This is a genomic window from Paenarthrobacter sp. NPDC089988, from assembly GCF_044748465.1.
In the GTDB taxonomy this organism is placed as follows: Bacteria; Actinomycetota; Actinomycetes; order Actinomycetales; family Micrococcaceae; genus Arthrobacter.
On sequence record NZ_JBIVGD010000011.1, the window covers coordinates 68150 to 91300 of the forward strand.

The window sequence follows — 23151 nt, forward strand, 5'->3', positions numbered from 1 at the left end:
GATTCGATAGTTCTCTGTCGGTATACACTCTTGCTTGGATTAATCATTTCGATTGATTAATCAGAATCCTTACTGAATCGTTGGGGGCAAGCAATGACGTTTGACATCGATGTGGCCAAGTCTCTGGGTGTGGTCGCTGCAGCGAAGGCGCATTGCAGCGAACTTGAGCCGATACGCGCAGCCGTGCGGCATACCGTTGATGAAGTGGGCGGGTCCTTACGTGAGGGGCCGGTCTTCGGTGCCCTCCAGTTCTACGGCGACGACGTGCTGCTGCTGGACCTCCTCGCGCTATCACAGCGGATAGCCAACGTGTTAGGCGGGACCCAAGCTGCGGTTGCTGCTTATGTGGCCGGTGACGAGCAGTTGGCCGCAGACGTGCTCAGGAACGCTCGAAGCATTGTGGATGCCCCCACGTTCGGGTTCCGCATGGACAAGTTCCGCGCTAAGCCGGTGGGGTAGGGCGCGTGAACGAGTACCAGATTGATACGTCAGGCTTGTTCGACCTCCCTGATCCGGATGCGCTGGAAACCGCAGTGTCTCCGTTGGTGCGGCATGCACAGGGGATGATCAATGCAGTTCAGGCTGCGTCATCGGAATGGTCCGCTTTGGCTGATGCCTACGTAGCTCCTGAGGCGCCGGTAGTCTTGGCGCTGTTCAAACCCGTGACCCAGACGAGTGACAACATTCGATCCGGCATGGTCACGGTGTTCTCCGCGTTGATGCGTTACGCCGAAACCGTCCGGGAGTTGCGGCGGAAGCGTCAGCTCCTCTTGGACGACATCGCCGATTTCCACCGGAGGATGGAGATCCACCTGGGGCAAGCTCCTACTTGGGATCCCCACTCCAGCCAAGAAAGTTTCGGCAGCCAGCACACTGGACAGGCTCCGCTTATGGAACATTCCGACCTACTGCGCAGAGTTTCGGTGTTGGTGTCGGAACACGAGGAAGCGCAGCGTTTGTGCGAGTTCGCTGTCCGTGGGGTGCACCGCTGGGAGTCAACGGTTCCTCCGTATTACCCGGGTGGGACCGCCGCCAATCTCGCGCTGGAGCATACTCGTGCGGAATTGCGGCGCATGGAGTCCGGGGGAGGGGATCCCATGGCAATGTTGGCGTTGTGGAAGACCCTGACGCCGGGGCAACTGCTCGAATACGGGATGGCTGAGTCCGACTACCTTCGGTCCGGATTCCGTTCGCCGCCACCGGTCGCGCAGGTGAAGGAGTGGTGGGCTGGTCTATCCACCGAACAACAGGCCGCGCTCGTCGTGGCGGCGCCGGGAGTCATCGGAAACCTGAACGGGATTCCGTACGCCGCGCGTGCCAAGGCCAACAAAGCAAACGTGGATGCCGTGTACAAGGATCCGCGGACTACCGATGAGCACAAGGCTGTGTTGCAGGAAATATATGATGCGCTGGAGCCCCGAAAAGATAACGATGAAGACCCTGCCGCTCCCCGGAGCATCGTCTCATTCACCCCGGACGAGAATGGAAAACCTCTCGTGGCTGTTGCGATTGGTGACTTAGACACGGCATCGAATGTGACGTGGAACGTCCCGGGCATGAAAACCACCGTGGCCGACGGGCTGGAGTCATGGACGAAGTCGGCGCAGGATTTGTACAGGGGGCAAAGTCGGGCGCTGGTAGGGAGCAGCGCCTTTTCGGGTGTAGCGGTTGTTTCATGGGTCGGTTACGACAGTCCGGAGGAGCCGCCTAGCTCTGAGGTTTTGTCCACGGAGCTGGCTAGCGCGGGAGGGGCCAAACTGGCACATGCTTTGGACGGATTTGTTGAGACCCGGGAAAGCGTGGCGGACGGTGGAGACAGGCCTCACCTAAACGTGGTGGCCCACTCCTATGGGACCACCACTGCCTCGTATGCGCTGATCTCTACCACCCACTCCGTCGATACTGTGACGTTCCTCGGCTCGGCGGGAATTGCTTGGCGGGACGTCGGTTCGGCAATGGACCTGCACGTGGCAAAGGACGCCGAGGGCAGGCCAGAGGTGTTTGTGACGGCGTCCAGCGAGGATCGGGTCGCGCCGTTCGGAATTCTTGGCAGCGGAATTCGTGGTCGTGAGGGTCGGCTAGATCCTCTCGATTCCTGGTTTGGCGGGAAGAACTTCTCTTCTGAGGGTGGCTACGACCCGGACACTGGTGTCGTCTATTGGAGGACGACGGGCCACGATGCCAATGGTTGGGCAGTGAAGGGCAGTGGCAATACCCTGTTTGCTGCGACTCGCGATCATGGCTACCTCGACCCCAGCACCGAATCCGCCCACAACATCGCCCTGGCGTCCACGGGCAAGGGAGACCAGATTAAGAAACTGATTCCGCTCCGACGAGAGTTGGTGGAAATTCGCGGCGAGATAACTCCGCTGGGACCGTCCGTAGAGCGCGACCTTACACCGCAAGAACTAAGAGAAGAGCTTGGTAAATGATGACGCTAAAGCCTGCGCGCAGGGCGTGGTTGGTCTTGATGATGATGGGATGTTTACTGATGACCGGATGCGGCGCGGATACAACAAACGATAGGCAGCTTGGCGAGCCCGGACCTGGCGAGCGGAGTGCATCGGAGGTGTTCACCGACTTCCTGGATGCCATGGAGGACACGGTTCAACATTCCGGCACCACGTGGCCGGGATGGGACCGCCAGGATACGGCGGACTACGTCGCAGAACCCTGTGGTATACACGCTCGAGCGGACGGCAGGCTGTACCAGCGGCAAATCAAGGGTGGTGCCATCGCCGATCCACAAGAAGCAATTAATGTGATGAAAGCGCACTGGGAATCGAAGGGCTACACCATTGGGAACATCTTCGACGGAATGGGTGCGGACAATTCCGGTCTTGAGATTGGCGCGTCAAGTCCGCGGGGGATGACCTTGATCTTCACGGCGACCAAGTTCGGCAGTTTCATTATGGTCGAAGGTGAGTGCACCTTGGACCCTGCGGCGCGGAAGAAGACCACATAGCCTTGGCCGGTCCTGATGGTCGCGCGTAATGCGCTCGAAGCAGACCCGGCGCATCGATGGTGCCCGCAGACGTCCGGCCTGCCCATTGTCAGCAACTTTGGGACGTCTTAGACTGGCCGGGCGTTTGCGCATGCGGTCGGCACGACCCCGTAAGGTGCGGCGCTTCAGCGGTTCGCATTCTTGGGGGAAGGACGCGCATGGGCGCCATGCTGGGGGAACGTGGATATTTTCGGAAGGCCATGGGATTGGTCCTGGCTGCGGCTGTCGCCGGCGGCCTCGCCCTCCAGTTCGCTCCTCCTGGTGTTGCGGAGGCTCCCGTACCCAGCGTCGGCGTTGCCACGCAAACCGCACGCGCCGCCGTAGAGCCTTTGCCAACATCCCAACCGACAGAATCCGTGGCATCGCCCGCGCCAATTCCCACTGAGGGTGCGGCCGAAAGCCCGGGGCCTGAACCGACAGCAAGCGTGCCGGCAGGCCCGGGGCCGGGAGTTCCGGCGCTGCTGACCCCCAGCCCGGCCATCACCACAGCTTCACCAGCCGAGGTGCCTGCGACAGGTTCAGCAGGCCCGGATCAGACTCCCGCAGCTGACCCGGACCCTCTCATGGTGCAGGGTTATGTGGATTGGGGATACGTTGGAAAGCCCTTTGACGCTCCGTTGGTCATCACTGGCGGAACCGGACCCTACATGGCAACAGCCACGAACGTGCCGCAGGGGCTGACGTTTGATGAAGCAAATTTGAGGTTTGTGGGGACGCCCACTACCGCAAACTTCGCCGAATCGACGGTTACTGTCAGGGACTCTTCCTTACCGCAGCAAGTGGTCACAAAAAGCGTAAGTGTCACAATCTGGGACTACCAGCCTCCCGTGATCTCGGTTGCGAGTAATACCGGGGAATTCCAGGACGCAATCGTCGGCCTGGACTACACATCTGAATTCCAGATATACACTTCAGGGTCCTTGCCCTTTATGTTGGAACTGGCATCGGGAGTCATCCCGCCGGGACTGTTCCTTACTGGAAAAACCGTGTCTGGAATCCCGACATCGCCCGGAACATACGCCTTCACAGTCCGGGCAAGCGATCAATACAGCTCCACTGACGCCTCGTTCAGCATCACGGTGCGGGCAAGTGCACCGTACGCCGTGGGCTACGTAGTGCCGCCTGCCGTCCTGGGGGAGCCCTACTCGGCCAAGATCGCCTCGGTGACCGGCGGCGTCGGCCCCTACTCCATGTGGTGGGGAACGCCGCAGCACATGGCCGGCAGCCTGCATTGGCACGATCCCGGTCCGGACGGGCTCATCATTGATGGCAACGGATTCCTCATGGGCACGCCTACCAGGGCTGGAACGTTCAGCGTCTACGTGAAATTCCGCGACGCCGGCCTCATTGAGCGCGAGATTTTCTGGACCACCGTCACCGTCCTCGAAACCCGGCCACCCGCGGTCGAGCAGCCGCCCGCCGCGCAACCGCCGGCCGCGGCTGAAGCACCTCAAACAACGGTGCTTCCGGCAGGCGCGGTAGAGCCGGCGTCGTCCGCTGAACTGGCGGCGACGGGGCTGCGCTCCGGAACCCTCAACGCAATGCTGTGGGCCGCTGCGGGAGCACTGGCGGGCGGCGCGTTGTTGGCGGCGTCGGCGCGACGGCGGTGGCGGCGAGACAACGGCGCCTGAATCCAAAAGGCATAATTGGAGCCATGCGACGGACTGTATTGGGGATTCTTGCCGCCTTGCTCCTGCTTGCCAGCACGGCTTGTTCCTTCTCCACCAAGGACCCCAACTACGTTCCGCCGGAGCCGCTCCCTCCTCTGGAACAGCTCAAGCAGGTGCCGGTGACGGAACAGACATCCCTCGCCGCGGGCGACGATGTCACTGCGTTCGTAACCCCTGACCACAATGTTGTCTGCGCCATGACGTCCTCGCGGGGCGGCCACCTCAACCTGCCCTATGAGCCCAACACCTACTCGGACGCTGCCAACAACAAGTTCGCCGTGGTACCGGTGGTGCAGTGTGAATTGGCGGCTTATGCCAAGCCTGAAGCGGAAGACATCTCCGACGATTGCGGCGCTACCGGCTTGGGCTACTTGGGCGGGACCGTGCTGCTCTCGCCGGACAAGGCCGTGTACGGCTCGTGTCGCTCGGGCGTAACACAAATGGAGTCCGAGTATGGTCCCAAGGGAACGCGGAACGGCACCATTTCCAAGCTCCGGGAGTTGGCTGACGGGCAGAACATCGAACGCAACGGCCTGCGGTGCTCCGCGTACAACGACGGCGTTGCCTGCGGAAACGTCTCAGGTGGCGTAGCGTTCTTCGTCAGCCGCGAGGGTTACCAGCTGATTTCCGACGGCGGCAAGACGGTCCGCGGGAACCTGAAGGAAGATTCCTGACCACTGTGGAGGGTTCGTGTGAGCCCAAAAACCCCGCCATCACGCGGTTTTTCTACGCTCGATAGAAGTGTAAGCTTACTCACTTAACCGGTAGTGTGGGAGTGGCGGGACGCCTCAAAGGGCTAAAGTTCCGAGAGGACCTTACGCAATGTGACCGGGCATGATTCCTGGTTATGACCGCGTACTTTCCGCAGCTGGCTTATCGCGGTCATCGCGGTTCCGGCTGGACAGAAACTACTTCGACGTAGAAGGACACTAAACCGTGGACCTGTTTGAATATCAGGCGCGCGATATGTTCGAAGCGCACGGTGTACCCGTGCTCGCCGGCATCGTGGCGCACACTCCTGAAGAAGCGAAGGCAGCTGCTGAGAAGATCGGCGGCGTTACTGTCGTAAAGGCACAGGTTAAGGTTGGTGGCCGCGGCAAGGCTGGCGGCGTCAAGGTTGCCAAGTCTGCCGACGAGGCACTTGAGCACTCCACCAACATCCTGGGCATGGACATCAAGGGCCACACCGTCAACAAGGTGATGATTGCCCAGGGCGCTGACATCGCCGAAGAATTCTACTTCTCGGTCCTCCTGGACCGTGCCAACCGCAACTACCTGGCCATGTGCTCGGTTGAGGGCGGCATGGAGATCGAGCAGCTTGCTGTCGAGCGCCCCGAGGCTCTCGCCAAGATCGCCATCGATCCTGCTGTTGGAATCGACCAGGCCAAGGCTGACGAGATCGTCGCAGCTGCCGGCTTCGCTGAAGAACTGCGCGGCAAGGTCGCCGACGTCATTCTGAAGCTCTGGGATGTCTTCAAGAAGGAAGACGCAACCCTGGTTGAGGTCAACCCGCTGGTCCGCACGGGCGCAGGCGACATTGTTGCCCTCGACGGCAAGGTTTCCCTGGACGAGAATGCTGACTTCCGCCACGTGCACCATGGCGCGCTGGAAGACAAGGATGCGGCCGACCCGCTCGAGGCCAAGGCCAAGGCGCAGGACCTCAACTACGTCAAGCTGGACGGCGAAGTTGGCATCATCGGCAATGGCGCCGGTCTTGTAATGTCCACCCTCGACGTCGTTGCTTACGCAGGCGAGAACCACGGCAACGTGAAGCCCGCCAACTTCCTGGACATCGGCGGTGGAGCTTCCGCCGAGGTCATGGCCAACGGTCTGGACGTCATCCTGGGCGACTCCCAGGTCAAGAGCGTCTTCGTGAACGTCTTCGGTGGCATCACCGCCTGTGACGCAGTCGCCAAGGGCATCGTCGGTGCACTGGCAGAGCTGGGTTCCTCGGCGAACAAGCCGCTGGTTGTTCGCCTCGACGGCAACAACGTCGAAGAGGGCCGCCGCATCCTGACCGAGGCCAACCACCCGCTGGTTACCCTGGCCGCCACCATGGACGAGGGCGCCGACAAGGCCGCCGAGCTCGCCAACGCAGCTAAGTAAAGGGACGCGACAATGTCTATCTACCTCAACAAGGACTCCAAGGTCATCGTCCAGGGCATCACCGGCGGCGAGGGCACCAAGCACACCGCCCTGATGCTCAAGGCCGGCACCAACATTGTTGGTGGCGTCAACGCACGCAAGGCGGGCACCACGGTCCTGCACGGAGACAAGGAAATCAACGTCTTCGGCACCGTCAAGGAAGCCATCGCTGAAACCGGCGCCGACGTTTCCATCGTCTTCGTTCCGCCGGCATTCACCAAGGACGCCGTGGTTGAAGCCATCGAAGCCGGCATCGGCCTCGTTGTGGTTATCACCGAAGGTGTTCCGGTTCAGGACTCCGCCGAGTTCTGGGCACTTGCCCAGTCCAAGGTGGACGCCGATGGCAAGCAGATCACCCGCATCATCGGACCGAACTGCCCCGGCATCATCACCCCGGGCGAGGCCCTGGTTGGCATCACCCCGGCAAACATCACGGGCAAGGGCCCCATCGGCCTCGTGTCCAAGTCCGGTACCTTGACCTACCAGATGATGTACGAACTCCGCGACCTCGGCTTCTCCACCGCGATCGGCATCGGTGGCGACCCCATCATCGGCACCACGCACATCGACGCCCTTGCTGCCTTCGAAGCCGACCCGGAGACCAAGGCGATCGTCATGATCGGTGAAATCGGTGGCGACGCTGAAGAGCGCGCAGCCGACTTCATCAAGGCCAACGTCACCAAGCCGGTTGTCGGCTACGTGGCAGGCTTCACGGCTCCTGAGGGCAAGACCATGGGCCACGCCGGCGCCATCGTGTCCGGCTCCGCTGGTACCGCACAGGCCAAGAAGGAAGCCCTCGAAGCAGCAGGCGTGAAGGTCGGCAAGACGCCGTCCGAGACCGCTACCCTGCTCCGCGAGGTTTTCGCAGCACTCTAGGCTCACACAGCCTTACGACGGCGGCCCGTCACCTTTCGAACGAAAAGTGACGGGCCGCCGTCGCGCTTTAAGCGTTGGGGGCCTGCTTTGCGTCCTGCTGGGTCCGTCCAGGTATTGGGCGGGCCTTTGCTGTATCCAGAATCGATGTAGTTTGTTAGTATGTTAGGACAAACTAATTGAGAGGATCTGCAATGCCGCTTGTTCGTATCGACGTCAATCAGGGCCGCACGCCCGAAGGGTTGACCGCCCTCAGCCGGGCTATCCACGACGCCATCCTGACTGAATATGGAATTCCCGAGCGGGACTACTTCCACATCCTCACGGAGCATCCGCAGGGTCAGATCGTCGCCCAGGATGCCGGGCTTGGTTTTGAGCGCAGTTCCGGGGTTGTCATGATCCAAATCTTCACCCAGGGTGGCCGTAGCCAGATGGCCAAGAGTTCACTCTTCGAGGCCATCGCATCCGGCCTCTCCGAGGTGGGAATTGCCGGGGAAGACGTATTCGTGGGCTACGTGGAGAACACTCCCGGCGACTGGTCTTTCGGCTTTGGTCGCAGTCAGTATGTCACCGGAGAGCTGGCAGTTCCCCGTAAGTAGGCGCACCTCGTGTCATGTTGTAAATATGTCAGTACAAACCTTTGACAGGACATTAAATCTGGTGCAAAGTAGTCATGTGGCCCCGCTCACTGAGGGGTAGCAAGGCATTGGGGCCCAGCGCTCAAAGGTTCAGAGTTCTAAGAGAAAGGTCCACGAGTACCGTGACCCACGAACTGCTCACGATCGGGCGCATCAGCGTAGATATCTACCCGAACGACATCGGAGTCGGACTGGAGGATGTGACGTCCTTCGGCAAGTACTTGGGAGGCTCGCCCTCCAACGTGGCTGTTGCCGCCGCCCGCCACGGCCGCCGCACCGGGGTCATTACCCGCACCGGCGATGACCCTTTTGGCAGCTTCCTGCACCGCGAACTGCACAAGTTCAACGTGGATGATTCCTTTGTCACCCCCGCCGCAGGGCAGACTCCCGCCACCTTCTGTGCGATCAAGCCCGCAACCGATGAATTCCCGCTCTACTTCTACGGACGGTTCCCCACCGCGCCGGACCTGCAGATCAAAGCTGAAGAGTTGGATCTGGACGCGATCCGGGACGCCGTCATTTTCTGGTCCACAGTGACGGGCCTGTGCCAGGAGCCCTCACGCAGCGCCCACATAGCCGCGCATGAAGCCCGCCCCAGGACCGGCCTCAAAGATGGCCAGTTCACCATCCTGGACCTGGACTACCGGCCCATGTTCTGGGCTTCGGAAGATGAGGCCCGTGCCGAGGTGGCCAAGATCCTCCCGCAGGTGACGGTCGCGATCGGCAATGACAAGGAATGTGCCGTGGCAGTAGGGGAGGGGACACCTGATGAGCAGGCGGACCGGCTCCTGGACGCCGGCGTCGAGATCGCCGTGGTGAAGCTGGGCCCGGAAGGCGTCATGGCCAAGACCCGCACGGAGCGCGTGGTTTCGGCTCCGGTTCCGGTTGAGACGGTTAACGGCCTGGGCGCCGGTGACTCCTTCGGTGGTGCGTTCGTCCACGGGCTGTTGTCCGGTTGGCCGCTGTCCGAGGTCCTGGACTACGCGAACGCCGCTGGTGCGATTGTCGCCTCCCGCCTCTCCTGCGCGGATGCGATGCCGACGCCGGATGAGGTCACGTCGCTGCTGGCCGAACGCGGCCGCCCGGTCCCCGGCGCTTCCACCACCCTCGCAGCCGCCCCCGTCGAAGAAGGAGCCGTGCGTTGAGCCTCAACGATGATCCCCGCCGCTATGAACACTTGAGCCGTATCCGTTTGGAGGATCCGGAGGCCGTGGCCCGCGCTGCTGCGACCCGCCGTCGTCATCCTGGCTTGAAGCACGGTGTGCAGAACTTCATCGTCGCGGCCGACCACCCGGCCCGCGGTGCCCTGTCCGTCGGTTCGGAGCCGATGGCCATGGCCGATCGCCGCGATTTGCTGGACCGGTTGCAGATTGCCTTGGGGAACCCTGCCGTGGACGGCATCCTGGCTTCGCCGGACATCATGGACGACCTGCTGTTGCTCGGTGCGCTTGAGGGGAAGCTCGTGTTCGGTTCCATGAACCGCGGAGGCTTGGCCGGTCTGGTCAATGAATTCGATGACCGCTTCACCGGGCATACGGCCGCAGCCCTTGAGGCCTTGGGCGCCGATGGCGGGAAGATGCTCACCCGTATTTGCCTGGGCGACCCGGACACGGTTGCCACCCTGGAAGCTACCGCGAAGGCCATCGATTCGTTGGCAGAGCGGAAGCTCATCGCCATGGTGGAGCCCTTCCTTTCCGTCCGTGACGCCAACGGCAAGGTCCGTAACGACCTCCGCGCCGATGCCGTGATCAAGTCGGTCGGCATTGCAGAGGGCCTGGGTTCCACCAGCGCCTACACCTGGATGAAGCTGCCCGTGGTGGCCGAGATGGAGCGCGTCATGGCCTCCACCACGCTGCCAACTGTGCTGTTGGGTGGTGACCCGGATGGGTCCCAGGACGAAGTCTTCGCCTCCTGGCAGGCTGCGTTGGCTTTGCCCGGCGTGCAGGGCCTCACCGTGGGTCGGACGCTGCTTTACCCGCACGACGGCGACGTAGCAGGTGCCGTCGCGACGGCAGCCTCGCTGCTCAACAACACTGCGCCCGCGGCACTTGACGCTGCAGGGCTCACCTCGTCAGACCGTATCCCCGTCAAAGTATCGGAGTAGCTACTCATGGGAACAGCAACCCGCCGGATGACCGTGGCCCAGGCCGTGGTCGAGTTCTTGTCCAAGCAGTACACCGTTGATTCTGTTGCTGGTGTGGAATTCCGTGAGCGTTTGATTCCGGGGACGTTCGGTATTTTCGGGCACGGCAACGTGGCCGGTGTGGGCCAGGCGTTGAAGCAGTACCAGGCTGCTGACCCGTCCATCATGCCGTATTACCAGGGCCGCAATGAGCAGGCCCAGGTCCACCAGGCCGTCGGGTATGCCCGGCACACGCGCCGCCGCCAAACGTTCGCGATCAGCACCTCGATTGGCCCGGGGTCCTCGAACCTGCTCACGGGCGCTGCGTTGGCTACCACCAACCGCCTGCCGGTGCTGCTGCTGCCTTCTGACACGTTCGCGACCCGCGCCGCTGACCCTGTGTTGCAGCAGCTTGAGTTGCCGCATGCGTATGACATCACGGTCAATGACGCGTTCCGGCCGTTATCGAAGTTCTTCGACCGGGTGTCCCGGCCGGAGCAGTTGTTCTCCGCATTCCACCACGGCCTCCGGGTGCTGACGGACCCGGCCGAGACCGGCGCGGTGACTATTTCGTTGCCGCAGGACGTCCAGGCCGAGGCGTTCGAGGTGCCGGAGGAGTTCCTGGCCGAGCGGGAGTGGCGGATCCGCCGCCCCGAGGCTGAGGACGATGACATCCGCCGCGCCGTGGAAGCGATCCGCGCCGCCAAGCGTCCGCTGATCATTGCCGGCGGCGGTGTCCTCTACGCCTACGCCAACGACGAACTGGCCAAGTTCGCCGAACTCACCGGCATCCCGGTGGGCAACACGCAGGCCGGTGTTGGTGTGCTGCCGTGGGACCACAAGCACTCCCTCGGTGCCATTGGGTCCACCGGCACGACGGCGGCGAACGCGATCGCTGCCGAGGCGGACCTGATCATCGGTATCGGCACCCGTTACGAGGACTTCACCACCGCGTCCCGCACGGCGTTCCAGAACCCGGACGTGCGCTTCGTCAACATCAACGTCGCCGCGATCGATGCTTACAAGCACGGCACGCACCTGCCGATCGTCGCTGATGCCCGCAAGGCGTTGGTGAAGCTGAACCAGGCCCTTGGCGGCTACCGCGTCGGCGCCGACCTTGAAGAGAAGGTCGCCGCCGAAAAGAAGCGCTGGGACGCGACCGTGGACCAGGCCTTCGAGACCCGTTACACGACGTTGCCGGCGCAGAACGAGATCATCGGTGCCACGAACAAGGCCATGGACGCCCAGGACGTGGTGATCTGCGCAGCGGGCTCGCTGCCGGGTGACCTGCACAAGATGTGGCGGGTCCGGGACCCGTTCGGCTACCACGTGGAGTACGCGTACTCCTGCATGGGCTACGAAATCCCCGGCGGCCTGGGTGTGAAGCGCGCAGCCCTGGCCGAGGCCGCGAACGGCGGGCCGGAGCGGGATGTGGTGGTGATGGTGGGGGACGGCTCCTACCTGATGATGCACACGGAGCTGGTCACCGCCGTCGCTGAGCGCATCAAACTGATCGTGGTCCTGATCCAGAACCATGGCTACGCGTCCATCGGCTCCCTGTCCGAATCCCTCGGGTCGCAGCGCTTCGGAACCCAATACCGGGTCCTGGACAAGGAACAGCACTCCTTCGACGCCGGCGACAACCTGCCCATCGACCTCGCCACGAACGCGGAATCCTTGGGTGCGAAGGTCATCCGGATCGAACCCGGCGAGAAAGTCATCGCCGAACTCGAACAAGCCATCCGCGACGCCAAGGCAGCGCCCGAGGAGACCGGCCCGATCGTGATCCACGTCGAATCCGATCCACTGCTGGACGCCCCGTCCTCGGAATCCTGGTGGGACGTGCCCGTCTCGGCAGTGTCCGAGCTCGAATCCACCCAGCAGGCCTACAAAACCTACACCGACCACAAGAACCGCCAGCGCAAACTGCTCGGCTGAGTTTCCCAGCCACTACCCGCGCACCACAGACAAGGAAGTCCACACACATGTCGACGACGACCACTTTGACCACTATCAACCACTTCATCAACGGTGCCGAGTCCGCCGGTGAAGGTGACCGCACCCAGCCCGTGTACAACCCTGCTACCGGCCAGGTCACCGCGGAACTGCGCCTGGCCAACGAGAACGATTTGAACACCACGGTCGCCGCTGCCCGGAAAGCCGCTGATTCCTGGGGTGATATTTCCCTGGCCAAGCGCACCGCGGTGTTGTTCAAGTTCCGTGAGCTCGTCGCAGCGCACGTGGACGAACTCGCGGCACTGATCACGGCCGAGCACGGCAAGGTCCTCTCCGACGCGAAGGGCGAGATCGGCCGTGGCCTGGAAGTGATCGAGTTCGCCTGCGGTATCCCTTCCCTTTTGAAGGGTGACTACTCGGACCAGGTGTCCACCGGCATTGACGTGTTCTCCTTCCGTGAGCCCCTGGGTGTGGTTGCCGGTATTACCCCGTTCAACTTCCCGGTCATGGTGCCGTTGTGGATGGCCCCGATGGCCATAGCGACCGGTAACGCGTTCATCCTCAAGCCCTCCGAGCGTGACCCGTCCCCGTCGCTGCTGCTGGCCAAGCTCTGGAAGGACGCTGGGCTGCCTGATGGTGTGTTCCAGGTCCTGCACGGCGGCAAGGAAACAGTCGATGGTTTGCTGACGCACCCGGACGTGGACGGCATCTCCTTCGTGGGGTCCACCCCGATCGCGCAGTACGTCCACGAAACCGCCACCAAGCACGGCAAGCGCGTCCAGGCATTGGGTGGGGCGAAGAACCACGCGATCGTGCTCCCGGACGCTGACCTGGACAACGCCGCGGACCACCTCGCCGCCGCAGCGTTCGGCTCGGCAGGGGAGCGGTGCATGGCGATCTCCGTGGCCGTCGCCGTCGGTGACGCCGCTGACCTGCTGGTGAAGAAGGTGGAAGAGCGGGCCCTGGCCGTGAAGGTCAACAACGGCACCGAACCCGGCGCGGAAATGGGCCCGGTGATCACCCCGGCCTCGAAGGAACGCATCGTCAAGATCGTCACCGAAGCAGAGCAGGCCGGTGCCGCGATGGTGGTGGACGGCCGCGACCTCATCGTCCCGGGCCACGAAGAGGGCTTCTGGGTGGGCCCCACCGTGATCGACCACGTCAAGACCGAAATGTCCGCGTACACCGAGGAGATCTTCGGCCCCGTCCTGGTAGTCGTCCGGGTGGACACCCTCGAGGACGGCATCAAGCTCATCAACTCCAACCCGTACGGCAACGGCACCGCGATCTTCACCTCCTCCGGCGCCGCAGCCCGGAAGTTCCAGCGCTCGGTGACCGTGGGCATGATCGGCATCAACGTACCCCTGCCCGTTCCGGTGGCCTACCACTCCTTCGGCGGCTGGAAAGCCTCCCTCTTCGGCGACAAGCACATCTACGGACCCGAAGGCGTCTCCTTCTACACCCGCGGCAAAGTCATCACCTCCCGCTGGCCCGAAACCCACCACGCCTCCGGCGCCTCCTACAACTTCCCCTCCAACTAGCCCCACCTGCGCATCCCTGTCAGCACAGCCAGGGATGCGCAGCCTCGAAAGAAAGACACCGTGGTCATGACCGACGTCGAGAACAAACTCATCATTGGCACCGCCCCCGATTCCTGGGGTGTCTGGTTCCCGGATGACCCCAAGCAGACCCCGTGGGAACGGTTCCTGGATGAAGTTGCCGAATCCGGTTACAAGTGGATTGAACTTGGCCCTTACGGCTACCTGCCGAACGATCCCACGCGACTCGCGGAAGAACTGAAACAGCGCGACCTGAAGGTCACCGCAGGAACGGTCTTCACGGCCTTCCACCGCGGTGCCAAGCAGTACGACGAAGCGTGGGAGCCGGCCCGCAAGGTGGCCGAACTGACGGCCGCTATGGGTGGGGAGCATATTGTGGTCATCCCGGCCATGTGGCGGGACGACGTCACGGGTGAGGCTGTGGAGAACGGCGAACTCACGGACGAGCAGTGGGCTGATCTGTTCGCCGGCCACAACCGCATGGGCAAGGTCCTGCTGGAGGACTTTGGCCTGCACCAGCAGTTCCACTCCCACGCCGACTCCCACGTGGGCGCCCAGAAGGACATCGAAACCCTCCTGGCAGCCACGGACCCGGAGTACCTGAACCTGTGCCTGGACACGGGCCACGCCGAGTACTGCGGCGCCTCCAGCCTGGAACTCATCAAGAACTACCCGGACCGCATCGGCTACCTGCACTTGAAGCAGATCAACCCGGAGGTTCTGGCCGAGGTCAACGAAAAGAACATGACTTGGGCTGCCGCGAACCTGGCCGGCGTCATGACCGAGCCGCCGAACGGCCTCCCGGATCTCCGTGCAGTCATCGAAGCAGTCGAGGGCCTGAACCGGCCGATCTTCGGCATCGTGGAGCAGGACATGTACCCGGTAGCGTTCGACGTACCGATGCCCATTGCCAAGCGAACCCGCAACTACCTCCTGTCCTGCGGATCCCGCACACGGGTCCAGTAGCCAACCGAACCTCACGAAGGATAAGAAAGTGACAAAGTCTCTCCGCGTTGCCGTCATCGGCGCAGGCCGCATGGGTGCGGACCACATCAAGCGCCTCAGCACCCGCATCCACGGCGCCGAAGTGGCCGCCGTCGTCGACGTCGACCTCACCCGCGCGCAAGCCGCCATTGAAGGTATTGACGGGGCGGTTGCCCTGGCCAGCGCCGATGAGGCGCTCAACAACGGCGACGTCAACGCCGTGCTGATCGCCACCCCGGGCTTCCTGCACGAGGAAATCCTCTACAAGGCATTGGAGAACGACTTCCCGATCCTGTGCGAGAAGCCGCTGACCCCGGACGCCGAGAGCGCCTGGAAGGTTGTCCAGGCCGAGCAGGCTTTGGGGCACAAGCGCATCCAGGTTGGCTTCATGCGCCGCTTCGACGCCGAGTACTCGGCTTTGGGTTCCATCATCCGCAACAGCGAATTGGGGGAGCTGTTGATGCTGCACCACCAGCACCGGAACCCCACCACGCCCGAGGGCTTCACCAACGAGATGCTGATCAACGACTCAGTGGTCCACGAGTTCGACGCGATCCGCTACTTCACAGGTGAGGAAATCACGTCCGTGCAGGTTCGCTTGGGCAAGCCCACCCGCAACGCACCCAGCGGCCAGCACGATCCGCAGCACGTCCTGATCGAAACCGAATCCGGTGTGCTGGCCGACGTCGAAATCTACGTCAATGCGAAGTTCGGCTACCAGGTGGCCACGCAGGCGTCCTTCGAAGATGGCATCGTAAGCATCGGCGGCGACAACGGCCCGTACGTCCAGACCGCCGGCAAGTGGGGCGGCAACGTCACCCCCGGCTTCGAGGACCGTTTTGGTGCCGCTTACGACGTCGAGGTCCAGGCTTGGGTGGACGCGGCACTTCGCGGGGAAATCGGCGGACCCACGGCTTGGGACGGCTACGCCACGGCAGCGTGCTGCGAGGCCGGCGTCGAGGCCCAGAAGTCCGGCGAGAAGGTCAAGGTGCAGCTCAACACCAAGCCGGACCTGTACAACTAACGCAGCCCCACCATCACAGCGGTGGCTGGCCGGCAGTACCGCGGCCGGCCACCGTTTTCTTTCCCCAGAGACCACAAAGGAGTGCCCAGTGAAGATCGCCCTCGATCCCACACCGTTCCATCACAGCCACAGCCTGCTCGAGTTCCCGCGCGTTGCTGCAGACCTCGGCTACAAGTACCTGCAAATGACCCCGCATGCGGACCTCATCCCGTTCTACAACCACCCCAAGGCGGACGATGAGCTGGTTGGCAAGCTGAAGGCAGCGTGCAAGGACGCCGGAGTCGAGATTGCCTCGATCCTTCCAGTCCTGCGCTGGTCCGGCCCGGACGAAGACGCCCGCGAAGCGGCGGTCCGCTACTGGAAGCGAGCCATCCAGATCGCCGTGGACCTGGGCGTGCAGACCATGAACACCGAGTTCAGTGGACGCCCGGAGAAGGCCGAGGAATCCGAGCGGGCTTTCTACCGGTCCATGGAGGAGCTGGTGCCGATCATCGAGCGCGAGGGCCTGGACGTGCTGATCGATCCGCACCCCGATGACTTCGTGGAGGACGGCCTGGCCGCGCTGCGCGTCATCCGTGGCATCAACTCCCCGAACATCGGAATGGTCTACGTTGCCTCGCATACTTTCCACATGGGCAACAAGCCGCTGGAGATCATGCGCGCCGCCGGTGACAAGCTGCGCCTGGTGCACATTTCAGACACCATGAACCACCACGCCTCCCACGGCCTGCGCTACATCACCAATCCGCCGGGCAACGCCGTGCGCGTGCACCAGCACCTGAAGATCGGTGACGGCGACGTCAACTGGAACGAATTCTTCGGCGGCCTGAAGGAAATCGGCTTCCTGGACAAGGAGAACACCGTCATGGTCTCCAGCGTCTTCGCCGAGGACGAGAATGCCGAGGACGTTTCGCGCTACCAGCTCAAGACGATGACGGACTACATCGCCCAAGCGAAGTAGCACCTGACGCGAAGAAAGCCCCTGTGACTCGTCGAGTCACAGGGGCTTTCTGGGTTTTCGGGATCAGGCCGTGAACGGGAGCCTTGGGTCCACATCCTGGCCTGCCCAGGTCTGGCGGATCCAGCCGTGGTGGGGGTCGTCGCTGATGAGCCAGTCCCGGACGCGTCCGGGGCCGGCCATGACGTTGAGATAGTAGAGGTCGTAGCCGGGTGCCGCCATGGCGGGGCCGTGCCAGCCGTAGGGGACCAGGACCACATCGCCGGTGCGGACCTCGGCGGAGACGTCGATGGGACGCTCATCCGAGGCGTACACCCGGGCATAGCCAATGGCGTCCGTGTCTTCAGGGGCGGGGGATCCGGGAGCGACGCGGGTTTCGAAGTAGTAGATCTCCTCGAGGCTGGTTTCGCCGTCCTTCTCCTCATCGTGCTTGTGCGGAGGGTAGGAGGACCAGTTGCCGGCGGGGGTGATGACTTCGCAGACGATGAAGCGGTCGGCTTCGAGTGCGGCCGGTGTGCCGAAGTTGTGGACCTGGCGGGAGCAGTTGCCCGCGCCTCGCAGTTCCACGGGGGTTTCGGCGGCGGTGATCAGGCGGGTGGGGTACCCGGCCTTAGCCGGTGCAGTAGCGACGGCGACGCGGCCGCCGTCGTTCGAACTGATGGTGACGGCTTTATCGATACCGGTATAGAGGACGTCGCTTGGCCCGTGGAAAACCGACTCCCGGCCGGCGAGACTGTACGACCCGCCGTCGACCATTACCGTGAACGAGCCGCTCAGCGGCACCACGATGCGCTCTTCCGCAGATGCGGGAAGTTCGACGGCGGCACCGGCGGCGAGCGTCGCGACCTTCAGTCCCGTATGGGCCCAGCCATCGACGGCGAGGCTGGAATCGGAGGTGCCGAGGGAAACGTCCCACTTGCCATCGGTTGCGGTACCCAGCGGGTATACCCAGTTGGCCATAAGTTAAGTCCTTGCGTTAGCGCTGTACGAGGGTCATTTCAAAGCTGTAGGAATCGGCGCGGTAGACGTGGTGGCCGGTTTCCACCATGCGTCCGGTGTCGTCCACCGCGGTGCGTTCCATGGTGACCAGGGCCGATCCCACTTCTGCTTCGAGGAGGGGGGCCTGGTAGTCGTTGGCGATCATGGCGCCGATGCGCTGCGACGCGAGGCGGAAGTTCACGCCGCCACGACGCAGGATGGCGTAGAGGCCTTCGCTGGCGAGTTGGGCTTCGTCCATGCTGGTGATATCGTCGCGGACCCAGTTCTCCATGAGGGCCAAGGGCTTGCCACCCACTTTGCGCAGGCGCGTGAAGTGGTAGACCTTGGACCCGGCAGGGAGTTGGAGTGCGGCCAAGGTGGCGGCATCGGCCTCCACGTGCGAGAAGCTCAGCACATCCGTGGTGGGTTTCTTGCCGTTGTTGCTGAGGTCATCGAACAGGCTGGAGAGTTCCAGAGGCCGCCGGACCTGGCTGGCGACCACCTGCGTGCCCACGCCCCGCTTGCGGACCAAGAGGCCGGCCCGGACCAGTTCGTCCATGGCTTTGCGCATGGTGGGGCGGGAGAGATTCAGTTGCGCCGCGAGGTCGATTTCGTTGTCCAGGCGGCTGCCCGGTTCCAGGAGTCCGCTGTGGATTGCGGCTTCGATGCCTTGCACCACTTGGTGGTACAGCGGCACCGGGGACGAACGGTCGATGCTGAGGCTGAGTTGGTTCGTCACTGGTTCCTCCTGGACGGCTGCGGAAAGCCGGCCGGGGAGCAGGGTCGCGGCTCCTCTGCCGGATGGATGAGTTTGTCCGCTCATGTTCGCTTGATAGGACATACTGCCTTTTTCTGATCATAGCAGCCGCGGTCAGGCCGTCAAGGAATTAGCTCGACCGGAACGATGGGCGCCTTCAGGGAGAAGCATTTACGTAAAAACATCCTAATGTCAGGACAAAGTCTTGACAAAGTGTGAGGCCAGTCACCATGATCTGAGTAGTGGCTGATCCGGATACGAGTCTCCGGACACCCAAGCTGAAATCAAAGGAGATAACGGTGGCAAAATTCTCGTGGCGCAAAGCGGCACTCGCCGCAGCAGTGGTTCCCCTGATAGCACTGAGCGCCTGTTCGAGCCAGGGCGGAAAGCCCGCAGACAACGGGGGTGGTGCTGCAGCAGGCCAGGCAGCTTCCACCGACCGCATCAAGGTCGCCCTGATCACCCACGCCGCAGCCGGCGACACGTTCTGGGACATCGTCCGGAAGGGTGCGGAAGAAGCTTCCTCCAAGGACAACGTTGAACTCCTTTACACGAGCGACCCCGAAGCCGGGCGCCAGGCGCAGCTGGTTCAGCAGGCAATCGACCAGAAAGTGGACGGCATTGCCGTCACCATCGCAACGCCCGATGCGCTGAAGGACGTCCTCAAGAAGGCCGCCGACGCAGGCATCCCCGTGGTCAGCCTCAATGCCGGTGAATCCGTTTCGGCAAAGCTCGGCGCCTTCACCCACTTCGGTTCCAACGAGCAGCTCGCCGGCGAAGCAGTAGGCACCAGGCTCGCTGCCGAAGGCTACAAGCACCCTGTGTGCGTCATCCAGCAGCAGGGCCACGTGGGCCTTGAGGCGCGCTGCGCAGGTGTGAAGGCCAAGGTTCCTGGAACTGAAATCCTCTACGTGGATGGCAAGGACATGACCGCGGTCCAGTCCACGGCCACGGCAAAGCTGCAGGCCTCCAAGGACGCTGACGTGATTATCGGCCTCGGCGCTCCCATCACCCTCACCCTGCTGAAGTCCGTCACCGACGCCGGCAGCTCGGCCAAAGTGGCCAGCTTCGACCTCAACGCCGAACTCGCCCAGAAGATCGTGGACGGTAACGTCATCTTCACGGTTGACCAGCAGCCGTGGCTCCAGGGCTACATGTCCGTTGATGCCCTGTGGCAGGCCAAGCGCGGCGGCTTCAAGATCGGCGGCGGCCAGCCCGTCCTGACCGGCCCCACCATCGTGGACAAGTCCAACGCTTCCGACGTCCTCAAGTTCGCCCAGCAGGGCGTCCGCTAGATCCAGGAATCCGGCTGCGCGGCGTTCGCCCGCCGCGCAGCCTGACCAACAAGGAGTCATTCCTATGGCAAACACAGCAACCCTGCCGCCGGCGACATCGCCCGGTGACGAGCGGGTCGGGCGCCGGAACCCGTTCCAGAAGTTCCTCGCACGGCCTGAGGTTGGCGCACTCGTCGGTGCCGTTGTCCTCTTCATCTTCTTCGCGTCCGTCTCGCAGACGTTTACCCAGCCGAATGCACTGGCTACCGTGCTCTACGGTTCCTCCACCATCGGGATCATGGCAGTGGGAGTGTCCCTGCTGATGATCGGCGGTGAGTTCGACCTCTCCACGGGTGTGGCCGTGATTTCCTCGGCCCTGACCGCCTCGCTGTTCAGCTGGTACTTCTCCATGAACGCCTGGGTTGGCGTCCTCCTGGCGCTGGTGGTTTCCCTGGGTATCGGCTTCATCAACGGGTGGATCCTGGTCAAGACCAAGCTGCCCAGCTTCATCGTCACCCTGGCCACCTTCCTCATGCTGACCGGCTTGAACCTGGCCCTGACCCGCCTCATCGGTGGTTCCGTTTCTTCCCCTTCGATTTCCAAGCTTGACGGCTTCGACTCCGCCCGCGCCGTCTTCGCCTCCTCCATCAGCATCGGCGGCGTGGAAGTGAAGATCACCGTTTTCTTCTGGATCGTTCTAGTGCTGATTGCTTCCTGGATCCTCCTGAGGACACGCATCGGCAACTGGATCTTCGCTGTCGGCGGTGATGCGAATGCTGCCCGCGCCGTGGGTGTTCCGGTGACCAAGACCAAGATCGGTTTATTCATGGCTGTCGGTTTTTGCGGCTGGGTCCTGGGCATGCACAACCTGTTCGCCTTCGACGCCGTGCAGTCCGGCGAAGGCGTGGGCAACGAGTTCCTCTACATCATCGCCGCCGTGATCGGTGGCTGCCTCTTGACCGGCGGCTACGGCTCCGCCGTCGGTGGCGCGATCGGTGCGTTCATCTTTGGCATGGCCAACAAGGGCATTGTCTACGCACAATGGAATCCGGACTGGTTCAAGTTCTTCCTGGGCTTGATGCTGCTGCTGGCTACCATCGTCAACCTCATCGTCAAACGCCGGGCAGAACTGAAGTAAGGGGCCGGACCAATGAATGCACACCAGATCGACCAGCAGACCCTGCTGAAAGACGAGAAGGACCCCTTGACCCACACGCCCGTGCACCTGCTCTCCCTCGAAGCCGTGGGCAAGCACTACGGCAACATCATCGCCCTGCGGGACGTGACCATGGCCGTGGACAACGGCCGCGTCACCTGCGTCCTGGGCGACAACGGTGCCGGTAAGTCCACGCTGATCAAGATCATCGCCGGGCTGCACCAGCACGACGAAGGCAGCTTCAAGATCATGGGCGAGGACCGCAAGCTCGGTTCACCCCGTGAAGCGCTCGACGCCGGCATCGCAGCCGTGTACCAGGACCTCGCCGTCGTCTCCCTCATGCCGATTTGGCGGAACTTCTTCCTCGGCTCTGAACTGACCACCGGCGTAGGCCCGTTCCGCCGCATGGATGTCCAGAAGATGAAGGACATCACCAAGAAGGAACTCGCGGACATGGGCATCGACCTGCGCGACGTGGAACAGCCCATCGGCCAGCTCTCCGGCGGTGAGCGCCAATGTGTGGCGATCGCCCGCGCTGTGTATTTCGGCGCCAAGGTCCTGATCCTCGACGAACCGACGGCCGCGCTGGGAGTCAAGCAGTCCGGCGTCGTACTCCGCTACATCCTGCAGGCCCGCGACCGGGGCCTGGGCGTCATCTTCATTACCCACAACCCGCACCACGCCTTCCCCGTCGGAGACCGCTTCCTCCTGCTCAAGCGCGGGCGCTCGATCGGCTACTACGAGAAGAAGGACATCACCCTCGAAGAGCTGACCGCCCAAATGGCCGGCGGCGCCGAACTCGCGGAGCTTGCGCACGAACTCGAACAACTCGGCGGACACCCGGACGCCTTGGAAGAAGTCAAAGCCGAGGTAGCCGACGTCGCCGATGCCGCGCCCGAAAGCACCACCAAACGGCACTAGTTCGCCCGCGTACGGGCCCCGGCTGATGCACGTCCGCCGGGGCCCTTCCGTGGTTTCCCTTGATTGTCCGGCGAATGTCCGGAAAGGAAGTGAGACAGCATGAAAGAAGTAGCGCTCGGCCTGGTGGGCGTGGGCAGGATCGGCGTGATGCACGCCAGGAACATTGTCGCGCTGAACGAGGTCCTCAACCCTGAAGGGACTCACGTGCGGCTCAAGCTGACGGACGTCGCGCAGGAACACGCCCGGTCCGTGGCCGCGGACTTCGGGGCGGAGTTCCTGCCCTCGGTGGAGGAACTGATCGCCTCCGGCATCGACGGTTTGGTGATCGCCACCGGTACGGCCACCCACCCGGACCTCATCCGGGCGGGCGTGGACGCGGGCATCCCGGTTTTCTGCGAGAAACCTGTGGCCGTCAACGTTGCCGAATCCCTCCCGGTGCTGGATTACATCCGTGAAAAGGGCGGCACCGTCCAGATCGGGCACCAGCGACGTTTCGACACGGGCTACCTTGAGGCGAAGCGGGCTTACGACGCCGGCGAACTCGGCTGGATCCACTCCGTCCGGGCCGTCACATGCGATATGACGCCGCCACCTGTTGAGTTCCTTGCCACCTCCGGCGGACTGTTCCGGGACTGCTCGGTCCACGACTTCGACATCCTGCGCTGGCTCACAGGCCGGGAGATCGTGGAGGTCTACGCCAAGGGTTCCAACAACGGCGACCCCGCAATCGGTGAGGTGGGCGACGTCGACACCGCTTTGGCGGTGGTGACGTTCGACGACGGCACCGTAGGAACGGTCTCGGCGAGCCGCTACAACGGGGCTGGCCACGATGTCCGGCTGGAGCTCCAGGGGTCCGAAGGCTCTGTGCTGGTGGGGATGGACCACCAGATGGCGGTACGGTCAGCCGAGCTGGGGATCGCGTTCCCGGCCGGCGAAGCGCACAAGACTTTTGCGGAGCGTTTCCACCAGGCCTACCGCTCGGAGATGGCTGCGTTCGTGGAAGTGATCCTCGGAGTCCGCAAGAACCCCTGCACACCGGAGGACGCCGTGGCCGCCTCCCGCGTGGCCGACGCCGCCCAAGAGTCACTGGAAACCGGCCTCCCCGTCAAAGTGCGCCCCTAAACGCTCTCTC

General features: G+C 63.0%; 21 protein-coding genes. 19 read left to right on the plus strand and 2 right to left on the minus strand.

The window, feature by feature from the left end:
• Positions 1 to 93: 93 nt before the first annotated feature.
• The 15 genes from ACIPV6_RS14130 (at position 94) to ACIPV6_RS14200 (ending at position 16936) form a co-directional block, all read left to right on the plus strand.
• Positions 94 to 459: a DUF6507 family protein gene (locus ACIPV6_RS14130; RefSeq protein WP_400271478.1), complete on the plus strand. Its 366-nt coding sequence runs from the start codon at positions 94 to 96 to the stop codon at positions 457 to 459.
• Positions 460 to 464: 5 nt separating this feature from the next.
• Positions 465 to 2432 (plus strand): alpha/beta hydrolase, encoded by a 1968-nt coding sequence (locus ACIPV6_RS14135; protein ID WP_400271479.1) that lies wholly within the window; start codon positions 465 to 467, stop codon positions 2430 to 2432.
• Complete coding sequence (locus ACIPV6_RS14140) at positions 2429 to 2965, plus strand: hypothetical protein (protein WP_400271480.1); 537 nt, start codon at positions 2429 to 2431, stop codon at positions 2963 to 2965. The genes ACIPV6_RS14135 and ACIPV6_RS14140 overlap by 4 nt, the downstream gene beginning before the upstream one ends.
• A gap of 197 nt (positions 2966 to 3162) precedes the next feature.
• Positions 3163 to 4635, plus strand: a complete 1473-nt coding sequence (locus ACIPV6_RS14145; RefSeq protein WP_400271481.1) for a putative Ig domain-containing protein — start codon at positions 3163 to 3165, stop codon at positions 4633 to 4635.
• Positions 4636 to 4658: 23 nt separating this feature from the next.
• Positions 4659 to 5348: a hypothetical protein gene (locus ACIPV6_RS14150; protein ID WP_400271482.1), complete on the plus strand. Its 690-nt coding sequence runs from the start codon at positions 4659 to 4661 to the stop codon at positions 5346 to 5348.
• A gap of 262 nt (positions 5349 to 5610) precedes the next feature.
• Positions 5611 to 6780: an ADP-forming succinate--CoA ligase subunit beta gene (gene sucC, locus ACIPV6_RS14155; RefSeq protein ID WP_400271483.1), complete on the plus strand. Its 1170-nt coding sequence runs from the start codon at positions 5611 to 5613 to the stop codon at positions 6778 to 6780.
• 12 nt (positions 6781 to 6792) lie between these two features.
• A complete protein-coding gene (sucD, locus tag ACIPV6_RS14160) occupies positions 6793 to 7695 on the plus strand; it encodes a succinate--CoA ligase subunit alpha (protein WP_377546201.1) in 903 nt (300 codons plus the stop codon).
• 191 nt (positions 7696 to 7886) lie between these two features.
• Complete coding sequence (locus ACIPV6_RS14165) at positions 7887 to 8291, plus strand: tautomerase family protein (RefSeq protein ID WP_400271484.1); 405 nt, start codon at positions 7887 to 7889, stop codon at positions 8289 to 8291.
• 161 nt (positions 8292 to 8452) lie between these two features.
• Positions 8453 to 9475, plus strand: a complete 1023-nt coding sequence (gene iolC, locus ACIPV6_RS14170) for a 5-dehydro-2-deoxygluconokinase (RefSeq protein WP_400271485.1) — start codon at positions 8453 to 8455, stop codon at positions 9473 to 9475.
• A complete protein-coding gene (locus ACIPV6_RS14175) occupies positions 9472 to 10434 on the plus strand; it encodes a deoxyribose-phosphate aldolase (protein WP_400271486.1) in 963 nt (320 codons plus the stop codon). Before iolC ends, ACIPV6_RS14175 begins: the two co-directional genes overlap by 4 nt.
• Positions 10435 to 10440: 6 nt before the next feature.
• Complete coding sequence (iolD, locus tag ACIPV6_RS14180; protein ID WP_400271487.1) at positions 10441 to 12390, plus strand: 3D-(3,5/4)-trihydroxycyclohexane-1,2-dione acylhydrolase (decyclizing); 1950 nt, start codon at positions 10441 to 10443, stop codon at positions 12388 to 12390.
• A 47-nt stretch (positions 12391 to 12437) separates the two neighbouring features.
• Positions 12438 to 13949 carry a CoA-acylating methylmalonate-semialdehyde dehydrogenase gene (locus ACIPV6_RS14185; RefSeq protein ID WP_400271488.1) on the plus strand — a complete coding sequence of 504 codons (1512 nt, stop codon included), beginning with the start codon at positions 12438 to 12440 and terminating at the stop codon, positions 13947 to 13949.
• 66 nt (positions 13950 to 14015) lie between these two features.
• The gene (locus ACIPV6_RS14190) at positions 14016 to 14933 is read left to right on the plus strand and encodes a sugar phosphate isomerase/epimerase family protein (RefSeq protein WP_400271489.1); all 918 of its coding nucleotides are present in this window, start codon (positions 14016 to 14018) and stop codon (positions 14931 to 14933) included.
• A gap of 28 nt (positions 14934 to 14961) precedes the next feature.
• Complete coding sequence (locus tag ACIPV6_RS14195; protein ID WP_400271490.1) at positions 14962 to 15975, plus strand: Gfo/Idh/MocA family protein; 1014 nt, start codon at positions 14962 to 14964, stop codon at positions 15973 to 15975.
• 88 nt (positions 15976 to 16063) lie between these two features.
• Positions 16064 to 16936, plus strand: a complete 873-nt coding sequence (locus ACIPV6_RS14200) for a sugar phosphate isomerase/epimerase family protein (RefSeq protein WP_400271491.1) — start codon at positions 16064 to 16066, stop codon at positions 16934 to 16936.
• A gap of 63 nt (positions 16937 to 16999) precedes the next feature.
• Here ACIPV6_RS14200 and iolB read toward each other — a convergent pair whose 3' ends face one another.
• Complete coding sequence (gene iolB / locus ACIPV6_RS14205) at positions 17000 to 17893, minus strand: 5-deoxy-glucuronate isomerase (protein WP_400271492.1); 894 nt, start codon at positions 17891 to 17893, stop codon at positions 17000 to 17002.
• A 16-nt stretch (positions 17894 to 17909) separates the two neighbouring features.
• Complete coding sequence (locus ACIPV6_RS14210; RefSeq protein ID WP_397323310.1) at positions 17910 to 18650, minus strand: GntR family transcriptional regulator; 741 nt, start codon at positions 18648 to 18650, stop codon at positions 17910 to 17912.
• A 317-nt stretch (positions 18651 to 18967) separates the two neighbouring features.
• On the opposite strand from ACIPV6_RS14210, the gene ACIPV6_RS14215 reads away from it, so the two are divergent.
• The 4 genes from ACIPV6_RS14215 to ACIPV6_RS14230 all read left to right on the plus strand — a co-directional run bounded on the left by ACIPV6_RS14215 (position 18968) and on the right by ACIPV6_RS14230 (position 23141).
• Entirely contained in the window at positions 18968 to 19963 is a 996-nt protein-coding gene (locus ACIPV6_RS14215; RefSeq protein ID WP_400271493.1) for a substrate-binding domain-containing protein, read from the plus strand.
• Positions 19964 to 20027: 64 nt separating this feature from the next.
• On the plus strand, positions 20028 to 21080 hold the full coding sequence (locus ACIPV6_RS14220; RefSeq protein ID WP_400271494.1) for an ABC transporter permease: 1053 nt from the start codon (positions 20028 to 20030) through the stop codon (positions 21078 to 21080).
• A gap of 12 nt (positions 21081 to 21092) precedes the next feature.
• A complete protein-coding gene (locus ACIPV6_RS14225; protein WP_400271495.1) occupies positions 21093 to 22019 on the plus strand; it encodes an ATP-binding cassette domain-containing protein in 927 nt (308 codons plus the stop codon).
• A gap of 99 nt (positions 22020 to 22118) precedes the next feature.
• Positions 22119 to 23141, plus strand: coding sequence for a Gfo/Idh/MocA family oxidoreductase (locus ACIPV6_RS14230; protein ID WP_400271496.1), 1023 nt, complete (start codon positions 22119 to 22121; stop codon positions 23139 to 23141).
• Positions 23142 to 23151: the final 10 nt, after the last annotated feature.